Source organism: Ruegeria sp. HKCCD7303 (genome assembly GCF_013111185.1).
Lineage (GTDB): Bacteria > Pseudomonadota > Alphaproteobacteria > Rhodobacterales > Rhodobacteraceae > Ruegeria.
In genome coordinates, this window is record NZ_WVRE01000002.1 from 270,117 (window position 1) to 283,460 (window position 13,344).

The following is a 13,344-nucleotide window of genomic DNA, read 5'->3' on the forward strand; positions in this document are numbered from 1 at the left end:
CTAAAAATACCTCCGCCGGAAGCATCGCGCGGCAGCGCGATCTATCCCACTAATAACGCATCGCGGCCTGCGCACAGAAGCAAGAGGCCGCCACCATCCGGTCGGCTCGTGCCAATGCCATGTCGAGCCGCTGTTTGATTTGGCGGATTTCCACCTGTTCGTTGCGCGCCATGAGGCAATCGTGCAACCCCTTCAGGCTCCACACATTGTCGGGGTGGATAGAGGCGCGGCTTAGCGCACCGCCCAAGCCCAGATCTTCGCGATATACATCTTCGGCTTCGGCCATATGGCCTTGTTCAAACAGCAATGCCCCAAGCGCGTGGCGGGTGGGCTGCATCCAACCCCAGGGTTCGTCATAGGGCAAGGTGTCGTCCAACTCGACCGAGCGACGTAGATGAGCAAAGGCGATTTCGAAGTTGCCTTTGCGATATTCGATCTCGCCCCGCAGCATTTCCTGTGCGATCTCGAGCAGATCGACCACACGATTGTTGTGCAGTCTGCGGGTTTCGGGGACGCATTCCTTGGCTGCGAGAAACAGGTTCTCTTCAGCTTCGGCGTGGACGACATCGCCGGTTGCGGCATGAGCGATGGCGCGGGCGTAGTGGGTCGTGGCTGTCAGGGTGCGGTAAAGGTCCGGATCGGAGGGAAGGTCCAGCGCCTTGGCCTCTTCCCAGCGGCCAAACCGGATCAGGATGTGCGGCCCCATGGACATGTAGCTTTCGAAGAAATCAGCCATGGGCGGGCTTTCGATACGCAGCATCTCTTCGGGCGTTGTATCCCAAAGGCCCTGATTGGCGCGCAGGGCGGGTTCGATCTGTCCCAGAAACAGGGCACCGTAAATCGCGAAGTGATAGTTGTGTTGACGATAGCCAGTGTAGATGTTGAACGCGCCTTCACGTTCGTAATACTTCAAGTCAGCTTCCGAGGCTTTTTCATTCCAGTGCACCACATTTTGGTAATGGCCGCACAGCACATCGATATGCGTCGGCATATGCACGAGATGGCCCGCATCCGGTACCAATGTGCGCAAAACATCCCCGGCTTTCAGTGCCTTTTCTGGCGTTGGCGACATCTCCATCAGGTGGACGTAAAGATGCAACAAGCCAGGATGCGACATTGCGTCGGGATCGTTGGCTATGGCCCATTCAAGCACCTCTTGTGCTTCAAGTGTGGCTGCGCCTTCTGCGGGTTGGCCGGTATTCAGATCCCACATCTGCCATGGTGTTAGGTTCAGCAACGCTTCGACATAGATTGTACGAAGGTCGAGGTGATCTTGGTGCGTTGCAAATGCCGCGCGCATTGCGTCAGCAAAGTCATGATCCCACTGGTGCATGCCCTCGATTGGATCGGATTGCGGGTAACGTGCGGGCAGAGCGTGGATCAGAGCCTGCTCAACAGGCGTGCAGTTATCGGCATTTTCCAAAGCCTTCTGCATTGCGTCATGGGCCAGCGTCAGTGCCTTTTTGCGTCCTCGGTCGTCCTGTAAGTCCCAGGGCAGGTTGTAATTCGGACCCGCCGCATAGGCCACACCCCAATGAGCCATGGCGCATTGGGGGTCATGCTCGACCGCGCGTTGAAAACAGGCGACGGCTTCTTCGTGATTATAACCGTAGGTCCAGTTCAGGCCCCGGTCGAACCACCGTTGTGCTTCGGGGTTCGAAGTGGAAACTGGGCAGGTGTATGTACCTAGATCGTAGTAGTCGCTCATTGAAAACCCTCCCCTCAGCTTGAGCGGAGGGTAGCGCGTTTCCAACGGCTTGCACAGGTCAGGCGGGCAGGCGCTCTTCCAAGCGGCCCATATGCAGCATGAGGCCGAAGGCAAGAACGCACATGGTCAGGATGCCGAAAGTCAAAGGTGCGATGGAACCGTCGAACAGCAATCCGATCGGGGCGGCGATGACGGCTGCCAGCACAGTCGAAATTGCCCCGATCACCGAAGCTGCCATGCCTGCAATATGGCCCATAGGCTCCATTGCGATGGCGTTCAGGTTGCCGATTGTCATGCCAGCCATGAAGAAAACCATGGTTTGCCAAAAGACGAACAGCGCAAATGAGGCGTTTGGCGGCAGGTTCGTCATGTTGAGAAGAATGACCAGCGATGTGATGGCGATCTGAGCGCCAAAGGCAAATGTCACCATACGTCGCATTCCGACACGCACGACCAATGCAGCGTTCAGCAAACTTGCCGACCCTGACATCAGGGCGACGAAGCCGAACCAGAAGGGAAAGCTTTCGGCCCGATCATAAATCACATCATAAACCGGCTGCACCATGGTAAGCATAGTAAACAGCATCCCCATGCACAGTGTCTGAACAAAGATCGACAGACGCACTGTGGGGTGGGCAAACATCTCTTGCACGGCGGCGATCATCAGGGGCAGGCGGAAGGGGCGACGGTTTTCTGCGGCGAGGGATTCGGGCAGGCGAACACCCATCCAACTGACAACGATCAGTGCAAACAGGATGAAAGAGACGAAGATGCCGCGCCAGCCGAACAGGGCGATCACACCCGCACCCAGCATTGGTGCGATGGCTGGAACTAGCGTGAAGATCATCATGGCTATTGATACGATTCGGGCCATTTCACGACCGGAATAAAGGTCTCGGATAATAGCCATAGCCACGACCCGCGGACCAGCTGCGCCTAAACCTTGCACAACACGTGCGATCAGAACCAGCTCGAGCGAGGAACTGGCCCACGCAACCGCAGATGCCGCAATGTAAAGAACTGCGCCGCCGAAAATTACGGGTTTGCGCCCCAACGCATCCGAGATCGGACCGGTAAAGAATGTGCCAATCCCCATGCCCAGCACAAAGGACGTTAGGATCAACTGTGCCTGATTGATGTCATCGGGGCTGAGCTGCGCGCCGATTTCTGGCAGGGCGGGCAGCATTGAATCGATCGAAAAGGCGATAGTGGCGAACATCATTGCGATTAGCGCAATGAATTCCGCCTTCGACATGCGGTTGGTCATGAAGAACTCCTAACCTGTTCGCGCTATCACGGCGGATCAGGTTAAGCCAGACTGGAAATTCGCACAGACCTCTGTGCTATTCTGCAGAGGAGGCCTCAAGTTGAGACATGATCTCGGCGATCACTTTTTCCCACATCTCAGGGGGTTGCGCCCCTGGAACAGCGTGTTGATTGGCCACAATGTAGGTGGGGACCGAACTGACGCCCATATCACGCGAATGGCTGTCCCGGTTGCGAATATCTTCGCGGTCGGCGTCAGATTTCAGCAATTTCATGACGACGGCGGCGTCCATACCGGCGCTGTCGGCGATGTCAGACAGCACTTCGGGGTCACCGATGTCACGGGCTTGCACGAAATATGCATCGAACAAGGCATCGACGACAGCGTTCTGTTTGCCTTCGATTCCGGCCCAATGGATCAGGCGATGGGCGTCCAACGTGTTGGGCGTGCGCTTCATGCCTTCGAAGTCGATCTTCAGGCCCGCATTCTCTGCATGCTCCACCACCGGAGCATAGGCCCGTACCGCACCGTCCTTGCCGCCGAACTTGCGTTCAAGATACTCACGCCGGTCCATGCCCGCATCCGGCATTTCGGGGTTCAGCTGAAACGGATGCCATTCGATGACAAAGGGGTGATCAGGGACATTGGCCAAAGCCTTGTCCAAATGGGTTTTGCCGATATAGCACCAAGGGCAGATCGGGTCGGACAGGATGTCGAGTTTGACGGTCTGGGTCATTTGCTTGGTGCCTCGAAATAGGCCGGCAACGCCCGGCGCAGAAGTTTGCCATTGCCGCCGGTTGGCAGGACAGGCAGGTGGATGAAGGCGCGCGGTTGCTTGTAGCGCGCCAGATTGGCCTCGACATAGGCGCGCAGGGCCGCATCGTCCAGCTTTTCCGGGCCGGTATAGAAGGCTGCTATCACAAATGTGTCCGGTTTGACCTCAATTGCCGCTGCGCCGACCTGCGTGATGCCGGGAAAGCGGGACAGGGCGGCTTCAACCTCGACTGGCGACACGCGATAGCCGCCGGCGTTCATCATGTCATCATCGCGGCCCAGATAGCTGATCTGGCCGTCCACTGCCATTGCGCCCTGATCTCCGGTCAGAAACCAGTCGCCTTGCATCCGCGCCTCAGCTTCGTCGGGTGCGTTAAGATAGGTCAGCATCAAACCGGGGTCCGAGCGGTGTATGGCGATGGTGCCTTCCTGTCCTTGTGGTACTGGGCCATCCGTCCCCAGGATCGCCACGCGACGCCCCGGTTGCGGCTGCCCCAGCGCGTCGCTACGCGCGGGGTGGGTCGGGCTTGAGGAAATAAAGGTCGAGCATTCGGACATGCCGTAGGCTTCGAATAGATCGGTGCCGGTGCTGGAAACCCATTTCTCATGCAGAGCGCGCGAGAGTTTCTCACCCGCGCATAAGCCATGGCGCAGGTCGGGCAATTCCATGTGTTCGGACATTTGCAGCATCTTCCGAAAGACTCCGGGGGCTGCAGCAAAGATCGTCGCACGGTGCTGGCGCAACAAGGTGGGCAGCGCGTCAATACTGGTGCCGCGTTCCGGGATCAGGGCCGTTGCGCCAATGGTCCACGGGTCCATTAACCCGGTGCCCAGCGTATAAGTCCAGTTGAACGCGCCCGCGTGGCACAATCGGTCGGTGTCGCGCAGACCGTACCAGCCATCGACCATCATCTGCCGCGCCCAGATTGCCCGGTGGGCATGGGCCACCGCACGTGGCTTGCCTGACGTTCCAGAGGTGTAGACGACATAGGCCATTCGCTCGGGGTCGCCCATGGCAAAATGGGCTGCAGGCAGGCTTCGGATGGAATTCAACGCATCCAACCCAATCTGATTGGGGTGCGCGGCGCAGGCAACGTCGGGGTCGCGCAGAACGGCCGCTGGGGAAAGTTCCGCGATCATTTTGGCCGTTTCAGGCTCGGTCAGTTGCGACGATGTCGGCACAGGAACGATGCCCACTGCAATTGCGCCAAGATATGCGATCGGGAAATCCACTGTATTGCCCAGCCGCATCAACGCAATGTCGCCGGGCTTCAAGCCTGCTTGCAACAACCCTGCGCCAGTCCCCAATACGGCTGCTTTCAGATCGCGAAAGCTCCAATCCTGAGCGCCCGTCTCACGCAGCACGGATAGGGCAACCTTTTCGGGGATGCGATCCGCTTGGCCCAGGACATGCGCCGCCAGATTGAAAGGTGTGGGGCAGGGCTCAGGCGCCCCTTTATCAAAGATGGACAACATGGCCTTTGGCTATCGCGGAGCCTGCCGCGTTGCAAGCGCGGCGGACCGGGCCTATAGAGAGGGGCATGAGCACTCAAGATCCCAAATCCCTGATCCGAATTGCCCGTGACACAGGTGATCATACCGAAGTCGAACCACTGGACCTTGGCGCACGGGTGCGCGAGCTGCGCAAAGCGCGGAATTGGACTTTGGAACAAGCCGCCACGCAGGCGGGATTGGCACGTTCGACCCTCAGCAAGATAGAAAATGGGCAGATGTCGCCTACCTATGATGCGCTCAAGAAGTTGGCGATTGGCTTGGAAATATCAGTGCCGCAACTGTTTACGCCGCCACAACGCAATCAGGTGATTGGCCGTATGGCCGTGACACGATCCGGCGATGGGGCAGCCCATGCAACTGCCACCTATGAACATGAGTTGCTGGCCGAGACGCTGACCAAGAAACACATGCTGCCCTACCGTGCGCGTGTACGGGCGCGGTCAATGGAGGAATTTGAAGGCTGGGTACGTCACGACGGTGAAGAGTTCATGTATGTCCTCACCGGTGTCGTGCGGTTGTTTACCGAGTTTTATGAACCCGTCGAAATGCGCCGTGGTGACAGCGCATATTACGATGGCAGCATGGGTCACAATGTGATCTCCGTCAGTGACGAAGATGCGACGATCCTTTGGGTCACATCACTTGCTTAAAGACGCGTGAGCGAATTCGCGGTTCAGGCCTTCGGTAAACAGGAAATCTTCGACCTCTTCATGCGCTTCGTTAATTGTGAGTTGGTGGCGCTCGGCCAGATAGGCTTCGAACCCCTTTCGATCCTTAGAAACGCGCATCATGTCCTGATCCCGCAAGTTCGGAAAGCGCCGTTTTGCACGTGCGTAGGCCGCGCTCCAGTCTTGTGTAAGATCCGTCCAGTTCATCATCTATGAGCTTTCCTTTTGTAGCCATTAGGACTGCTCTCCCCCGACATCAGGGTACGGAAAGGCTGCCGCAAGGTAAGACATGACAAAATGTCGCACCTATCTTTCGCGATTGATCAGAGGTTTGTTGCCCGCTGCGAAACATCCGCAACGGGCGGACGGGCCTGCATTTGGTGTGAGTGGTGGCGGGCCCGGTTATGCTTTGTCCGGCATTGCCGGATTGTTCAGGTGCAGTGCCGAAATGCGTGAAGCCAGTTCTGCACCTGACCTAGTAAGTACAGGGTGTATACACGTTTTGCCCAGTAAATAAAGGATTTTGAACGGCGCCTCGATTTACTCACCAAGTATTGATAGACCTCAACGAGCTTTGTGAACGTCAAATGGCAGACTTGTGTGATTGTGACGATCTTCCGGTGTGCAGCGATCGGCAAATGGGCGCCGGGTGCCGCAAGGTGTGATCAGCAGAAATTTGCCAAACCCCGTGCATTTTCACCAGGCAAATCGAACCAACCCGGGTTCAGCTGACCCCGGTTGGTTAAAGAGTGTTTAATTCGCGTCGTACCACCAAACGTCGGGCATGTACTGCGGACCGTCACCATAGATCGGCACCGTGTCGGGAAACTTGAGCTCGCGGACATGCGCGATGCGCCCGACATCAAAGCTCCAGATCGGGATCACAAGGCGGCCGGCAGTCAAGACGCGGTCCAGTGCGCGGGTGGCTGTTGTGAAGTCTTCGCGCGTTTCAGATGCCAGCATGGCATCGATCATCGCGTCAACGGCAGGCGAGGATACACCCATCAGGTTGCGCGTGCCCGGTGTGTCGACGTATTCACTGCCCCAATAGAACCTTTGTTCGTTTCCTGGTGACAAGGACAGAGCGCGGCGGAAAGGCGTCATGTCGAAATCAAGCTCGTTCATGCGCGAGGTGTATTGCGCGTCATCGACTTTTTCGACCACCAGCTCGATGCCCAGACGTTCTAAGGCGCGGGCGTAAATCTCGGCAATTGTGCTGACGTCCTGCACGACATTCAGGCTGCCCTGGCTGATCACCATTTCAATCTTGAACGGCTGGCCTTCCACGTTTTTCAACACACCATCCTGAACGGTCCAGCCCGCGTCTTCCAGAAGCTTGACGGCCTTGCGAATGTTGCGCCTGTTCCGTTCTGATCCATCACCTTGCGGCAGTTCATAGCCTTCCAGCGTGCCGGGTGTAAGGTCTGCTTCGAAAGGTGCCAGCAAAGCCTGCACTGGTGCAGGGGCAGGTCCGGGTTGCATCGCCAGATCAGATCCAGAGAAATACGACGAAATACGCGGCTGCGCGCCACCTGTGACAGTGTCGTTGATAAATTCGAAATTGAAGGCAAGGGTCAGCGCCTCGCGCACCCGCCAATCGTCCAGCGGTGGTTTGCGAGTGTTCATCACAAAGCCGGTCATCCCGGACGGTTTGCCATGGGGGATTTCGGTCTTGATCACATCTCCGCGCTGAACGGCCGGGAAGTTGTATTGCTTGGTCCATTTGTCGGCGTTGAATTCGCGTACAGCCGAAAGCTCTCCGGCTTTGAACGCCTCAAATGCGACAGAGCCGTCGCCGTAGAACTCGATCCGTAGATCGTCGAGGTTCATGGTGCCGCGGCGAAACGGGATGTCATTACCCCAATAGTTCGGGTTTCGACGCAGGTTCACATAGCGGCCTGCTTCGTAATCGTCGATCACATAAGGGCCGGTGCCGATTGGAATATCCTGCAACGTGGCGTTTGCAAAATCCTTTCCCTCCCATTGCGCCTTTTGCAGGATGGGGCGCATCCCAGCCAGCAAGGCCAGTTCCCGGTCTGGTTCGTTGAATGAAATCCGAACCGAGCGCGGTCCGGTCTGTTCAATGCTGTCGATCTTGCCCCACAGCCCGCGATAGCGCAGATGACCCTCGGTCCCTAGGGTCTCATAGGACCAGATCACATCTTCGACCGTAACAGGGCTGCCGTCGGAAAACTGCGCCTCTTCGCGCAGGGTGAATTCGACCCAGGACCGGTCTGGTGCTGCCTCAACTGATTCGGCTAACAGCCCGTAAAGCGTGAAAGGTTCATCCCAAGACCGCCCCATCAGGCTTTCATGGGTCCAAAACGGCAATTGCCACGGAGAGGTGCCTTTTTGCAAAAACGGGTTCAAGCTGTTATAGCCGCCGGTGTTTCCGAACACCGCTTTGCCGCCTTTGGGCGCATCTGGATTGGCGTAGGGGAGAGACACAAAATCCGGTGGTAGGGCCGGTTCCCCATACATAGCTATGCCATGAGACGATTCTGCATGGGCGACAGACGTGAGAAAAATGCTGGCGATTCCCGCCGCAAATTGTCGAAACGGTCGGAGAAAATCCGGGCTCATTTTGGAAACAATCCTGCTCTGGCCTTATTTTGTTGGGGATCACCGTAGTGATGATTTTTCTTATTATCAAACTTTTAGCTTGGACGAAGGCATAGAATTGCTTATAAAGGTCTTACTGCTCGATAGGTTTCTTGCCTGTATGAAACCTGCCTCAATAACTTAACGCCCGCTTCGTGCGGGCGTTTTTTTTTGAGCAGATCGGGATGTCCAGGACCTGGGTATCGTTTCCATAGTTTCCCCGTTTTCTTTGCAGGTGCAGCATGGCATGGTGCGCCAGGACATCGCATAAGGGAGATCGGTCATGAGCCTTTCCGGCAAAACGGCAATCATTACAGGATCAAATTCAGGCATCGGTCTGGGGGTCGCGCGCGAGTTGGCCAAGGCGGGGGCCAACGTGGTTTTGAATTCCTTTACCGATCGGGATGAAGATCATGCGCTGGCCGCAGAGATAGCGAAAGAGACCGGAACCAACGCGCGCTACATCAAAGCGGACATGTCCAAAGGCGATGAGTGCCGTGCACTGATCGAGCAGGCAGGGGCCTGCGATATTCTGGTGAACAACGCGGGCATTCAGCATGTCTCTCCGATCGACAAGTTCCCGACCGAAAAATGGGACGCCATTATTGCGATCAATATGAACTCGGCTTTCCACACCACAGCTGCTGCACTGCCGATGATGCGTAAGGCGGGTTGGGGCCGGATCGTCAATATTGCCTCGGCTCATGGTCTGACCGCCTCGCCTTACAAGGCGGCCTATGTTGCTGCAAAGCATGGTGTGGTTGGGATGACCAAGACCGTCGCGCTTGAGACCGCGCAAGAGCCGATCACCTGCAACGCCATCTGTCCGGGCTATGTTCTGACACCTCTGGTTGAGGCGCAGATCCCGGATACGATGAAGGAATACAACATGAGCCGTGAAGATGTTGTGAAGAATATCTTGCTGGAACGGCAGCCTTCGAAGGAATTCGCCACTGTCGAACAGTTGGGCGGCACCGTGCAGTTCCTGTGCTCGGACGCGGCGGCTCAGATTACCGGGACAACGATTTCGGTCGATGGTGGCTGGACCGCACTTTGAGGTTCCATGGGGGCGCTGCCCTCATACCCCCGGAGTATTTCTGAAAAGATGAAGGGGCCGAGGCATGAAACGGATCAATCTGGCATTGCAGGGCGGCGGGGCGCATGGGGCGTTCACCTGGGGTGTGCTCGACAGGTTTCTGGATGAAGAAGACGTCGAGGTTGCGGCCATTACCGGGACGTCAGCGGGGGCGTTGAACGGGGCAGCGTTCAAGTCGGGTATGGTGCACGCCGGGCGCGACGGCGCACGCGCAAGTCTGGATGCGGTGTGGGCGCGTATGGGTGCGATTGGCGATTTGCGTATGGCCCATTGGTTCCGAGGAGTGGAGCCTGCAGCGATTTCCAGAGCTATGGAGTATTCAGTCCCTTATTCCATAGGCGAGGCGTGGTCCCGAATGGTGTCGCCTTACGCCTATGGTCCGTTTTACAGCAATCCGTTGGAGGCGGTGGTTGATCGGTTCAATTTCGCCGAAGTATGCGCAGATGAAGGCCCGCGCCTGTTTGTCTGTGCCACTTGCGTGCGAAGCGGGAAAATCCGCGTCTTTACGGGTGATGAAATTTCAACCGACGCCATTCTGGCCTCGGCCTGTTTGCCGACCTTGTTCAAGGCCGTTGAGATATACGATCCTGAAACCGAGCGGACCGAGGCGTATTGGGACGGTGGGTATACGGGGAACCCAGCGCTTTACCCGTTGTTCAATGACGATCTGCCCGACGATGTGGTTATCGTTAATATCAATCCGCTGGAACGCGATGAGGTGCCTGTCACACCGCAGCAGATCCAGAACCGGATCAATGAGATCAGCTTCAACTCATCCCTGTTTCGCGAACTCAGGGCGATCAGTTTTGTGCAGCGTTTGCTGAAAGAGGGAAAACTGAAACCCGGGGAAATGAACCGCGTACTGGTTCACATGATTGCGGATAACGAATTGATGAATAGTTTGTCTGTAGCAACCAAAACCGTGCCCAACCCGGTCATCCTGCACAAGTTGAAAGAGGCTGGGCGAAGGGCAGCGGATGACTTTCTTGTCAAACACAAAGCGGATTTGGGGCAGAACAGTACGGTTGATCTGCCCGCAATGTTTGGCTAATCACTCGGGCGGCTGCGTCGGATCTTTTTCGTTGGGGTAAACGAGACCTGCCGAGATTACCAGTTTCGCGGCATCTTCAATGCTCATATCCAGCAATATTACGTCTTCGGCGGGAAAAAACAGCAGGAAGCCTGAGGTTGGGTTGGGCGTGGTTGGCACAAAAACGCTGAGCAGTTCGCCCCCGGTTTCAGCGCGTTTGCTGACCTCACCGCGCGCGTTTGTTGATACAAAACCAATGGCCCAAATACCGCGACGCGGGTACTGAATCAGGCAGGCTTTTTCAAATGACCGTTCAGTCTGAGCAAAGACCGTTTCCGAGATTTGCTTGATCCCGGAATAAACCGACCGCACGACGGGCATCCGATCGACCAGACCTTCGGCGAAATGGATCAGTGAACGGCCCAGTATTCCCTTGGCGATCCAGCCAACGAGTACCGTGAAAATCAGGAAGATCACCACACCCACGCCGCGCAGGTTGATGCCAACATATTGTTCCGGCTGGAACTGTTGCGGCACAAGCGGCAGTACGGCGCTGTCGATCCATCCGACCACCGACCAGATCAGCCAGACCGTCAACCAGACAGGTGCAATGACGACGATGCCCGTCAGAAAGGATGCGCGCAGCCGGGACAGCAGGCCGGGGCGGCGGTGGGGCTCTTCGTCGAAAGGTGTGTTCATTGCAGGTCCGAGTGAGCAGTTCCGAATGGTTTCCGTGGTTTAGGTAGTCAATCCCTCGCTTTGGTACAATAGGGCTGCGTCAGCCCTGATGCACCAGCGATTGCGCGATTTTGGCAGCGAGACGTGCATTGTTGCGGACCAGCGCGATGTTCGCGGTCAACGAGCGGCCTTCGGTTTTTTCGAAAATGCGCTGCAGAAGGTATGGGGTCACGGCCTTGCCGCTAATGCGGTGGGCATCTGCGTCGGCCTGAGCCTCGGCGATGATGGGAGCCAGTTCCTCGGCCGGAATCTGATCGGTGGCAGGGATTGGATTGGCAACCAGTTGTCCGCCGGGCAGACCTAGCGCGCGGCGCATGGCGTGGGCTTTGGCGATGGCGTCGGCACTATCCATGCGCAGGGGCGCAGCAAACAGCGATTTAGCGGACCAGAACGCTGGAAATTCATCCTGCCCAAATGCGATGACAGGCACGCCCAAAGTCTCTAGCACTTCAAGCGTTTTGGCGAGGTCAAGGATGGCTTTGGCCCCGGCAGCAACCACCGTGACCGGAGTATGGCCAAGTTCGTGCAGGTCGGCAGAAATGTCGAACGTCGTCTCAGCCCCCTGATGCACGCCACCGATGCCGCCGGTGGCAAAAACCTCGATCCCGGCGTAATGCGCGGCGATCATCGTGGCGGCGACGGTGGTGGCCCCGGTGCCCCCGGTCGAAATGCAAGCTGCCATGTCCGCACGTGAGATCTTGGCGACACCTTGCGCCTGGCCCAGCCATTGCAGTTGGTCGGGCTCGAGCCCCACGTGCAGTTTGCCTTCAATCACCGCCATGGTTGCCGGAACTGCGCCCGCATCACGAATGTCCTGTTCGACCTGAGCCGCAACTTCGACGTTTTGCGGATAAGGCATTCCATGGGTGATGATGGTGCTTTCCAGCGCGACGATGGGTTGGCCTGCGTCTTTGGCGGCGCGGACCTCGGCTGAGTATTGAATGTCGATCACAGTGGGGTTTCTCCGGAAACATAGGTTGCAGCGGCGTGCAGAGCGCGGGTCAGGGCCTCATCACTGGATGCGCCACCGGATTCTGAGGCGATATGGGCCGCCATGAAGGTATCCCCTGCACCGGTCACGCGGGTGACCAGAACGGACGGGGGTGTTTGGGTCAGGATTTCGTCGGAACTGCCGACGGTGGCTGAGTTTCCGCCGTCAGTCACCAGAACGCGTAGCGCACCGCGATCCAGCAGCCCCTTGGCAGCGGATTCGGAGTCGGTGAATTCGCGCTGGCACAGGATGCCAGCCTCTTCGAGGTTGACATAAAGCGTGGCGCGGGCGTGCTTGAGGAAGGGCAGCAGCCGTTCGGCTTTACCGGGTGAGGCCGGGGCCACGCGCAAATCGGCACGGGCAAAAGCAGGGCTTTGGGCAATTTCTTCCAGCAGGTCCAGCGTCAGGTTGCCGTCCAGTGCAATGGGGCCTTCAAATGGCTGGTTTTCATAGCCCAAAGGTCCGTGCATCAAAGGGCGTAGGATCTTTGCGCCTGCCGCTTCCAGTGAATGCGCATCAGCAATGGCTGCGATCAGCCCGTTCGCACCCTCGACCGCCATGTAGCGGTCGGTCGGCAAATCCTGTGAGCGGTAGATGTGATCCGTCACCATACCAAGACGCGAACAAGAGTGGACAAGTTCATCGCCTTCGGGATCGCGCCCGATGGCTGTCAGCAAAGTGGGGGTCATACCAAAGCGCACCAGCGTCATGGCGATGTTCATAGCAACGCCGCCAGGCAGGCGCGTGATCCGCCCCGGCACGTCGGAACCTTGCCGCATTGCGCTGGCCGACCGCCCGATCACGTCCCACAGGACCGATCCGATACATAGGATATTGCTGGTCTGAGTCATGGGGATGTCATGCCGCAGCGGTGATGCCCGTGCAAGTCAGAACGTAACCACCGTCAGATATTCCCGAACCACCCGGCATTTACGCCTTTTGCGCTTGCGATCAGA

The 13,344-nt window shown here is 57.4% G+C and carries 12 protein-coding genes; 3 read left to right on the top strand and 9 right to left on the bottom strand.

Annotation, left to right across the window (positions count from 1 at the left end; genetic code table 11):
* Positions 1 to 49 precede the first annotated feature (49 nt).
* The 4 genes from GS630_RS05950 to GS630_RS05965 form a co-directional block, all read right to left on the bottom strand.
* Positions 50 to 1,708 (bottom strand): tetratricopeptide repeat protein, encoded by a 1,659-nt coding sequence (locus tag GS630_RS05950; protein ID WP_171711901.1) that lies wholly within the window; start codon positions 1,706 to 1,708, stop codon positions 50 to 52.
* 58 nt (positions 1,709 to 1,766) lie between these two features.
* Positions 1,767 to 2,975, bottom strand: a complete 1,209-nt coding sequence (locus GS630_RS05955; protein WP_171618889.1) for a multidrug effflux MFS transporter — start codon at positions 2,973 to 2,975, stop codon at positions 1,767 to 1,769.
* A 76-nt stretch (positions 2,976 to 3,051) separates the two neighbouring features.
* Positions 3,052 to 3,711 carry a DsbA family oxidoreductase gene (locus tag GS630_RS05960; protein WP_171179999.1) on the bottom strand — a complete coding sequence of 220 codons (660 nt, stop codon included), beginning with the start codon at positions 3,709 to 3,711 and terminating at the stop codon, positions 3,052 to 3,054.
* Positions 3,708 to 5,225, bottom strand: a complete 1,518-nt coding sequence (locus GS630_RS05965; protein ID WP_171618891.1) for a class I adenylate-forming enzyme family protein — start codon at positions 5,223 to 5,225, stop codon at positions 3,708 to 3,710. Before GS630_RS05965 ends, GS630_RS05960 begins: the two co-directional genes overlap by 4 nt.
* Positions 5,226 to 5,290: 65 nt before the next feature.
* Here GS630_RS05965 and GS630_RS05970 point away from each other — a divergent pair, with 65 nt between their 5' ends.
* Positions 5,291 to 5,914 carry a helix-turn-helix domain-containing protein gene (locus tag GS630_RS05970; RefSeq protein ID WP_171618893.1) on the top strand — a complete coding sequence of 208 codons (624 nt, stop codon included), beginning with the start codon at positions 5,291 to 5,293 and terminating at the stop codon, positions 5,912 to 5,914.
* Here GS630_RS05970 and GS630_RS05975 read toward each other — a convergent pair.
* Together GS630_RS05975 and GS630_RS05980 are read right to left on the bottom strand one after the other, a co-directional pair.
* Entirely contained in the window at positions 5,903 to 6,142 is a 240-nt protein-coding gene (locus GS630_RS05975; RefSeq protein ID WP_171237674.1) for a hypothetical protein, read from the bottom strand. The genes GS630_RS05970 and GS630_RS05975 overlap by 12 nt on opposite strands.
* Before the next feature lie 543 nt (positions 6,143 to 6,685).
* Entirely contained in the window at positions 6,686 to 8,515 is a 1,830-nt protein-coding gene (locus tag GS630_RS05980) for an extracellular solute-binding protein (RefSeq protein ID WP_171618895.1), read from the bottom strand.
* Positions 8,516 to 8,816: 301 nt separating this feature from the next.
* Between GS630_RS05980 and GS630_RS05985 the strand changes: the two genes are divergently transcribed.
* Positions 8,817 to 9,590 carry a 3-hydroxybutyrate dehydrogenase gene (locus tag GS630_RS05985; protein ID WP_171180010.1) on the top strand — a complete coding sequence of 258 codons (774 nt, stop codon included), beginning with the start codon at positions 8,817 to 8,819 and terminating at the stop codon, positions 9,588 to 9,590.
* A 64-nt stretch (positions 9,591 to 9,654) separates the two neighbouring features.
* On the top strand, positions 9,655 to 10,680 hold the full coding sequence (locus tag GS630_RS05990) for a patatin-like phospholipase family protein (protein ID WP_171180012.1): 1,026 nt from the start codon (positions 9,655 to 9,657) through the stop codon (positions 10,678 to 10,680).
* Here GS630_RS05990 and GS630_RS05995 read toward each other — a convergent pair whose 3' ends face one another.
* From GS630_RS05995 to GS630_RS06005, 3 genes are all read right to left on the bottom strand, one after another.
* The gene (locus GS630_RS05995) at positions 10,681 to 11,358 is read right to left on the bottom strand and encodes a DUF502 domain-containing protein (protein ID WP_171237672.1); all 678 of its coding nucleotides are present in this window, start codon (positions 11,356 to 11,358) and stop codon (positions 10,681 to 10,683) included.
* A gap of 79 nt (positions 11,359 to 11,437) precedes the next feature.
* Positions 11,438 to 12,349 carry a pseudouridine-5'-phosphate glycosidase gene (locus tag GS630_RS06000; RefSeq protein WP_171618897.1) on the bottom strand — a complete coding sequence of 304 codons (912 nt, stop codon included), beginning with the start codon at positions 12,347 to 12,349 and terminating at the stop codon, positions 11,438 to 11,440.
* Positions 12,346 to 13,239, bottom strand: coding sequence for a PfkB family carbohydrate kinase (locus GS630_RS06005; protein WP_171237671.1), 894 nt, complete (start codon positions 13,237 to 13,239; stop codon positions 12,346 to 12,348). Before GS630_RS06005 ends, GS630_RS06000 begins: the two co-directional genes overlap by 4 nt.
* Between the last annotated feature and the right edge of the window lie 105 nt (positions 13,240 to 13,344).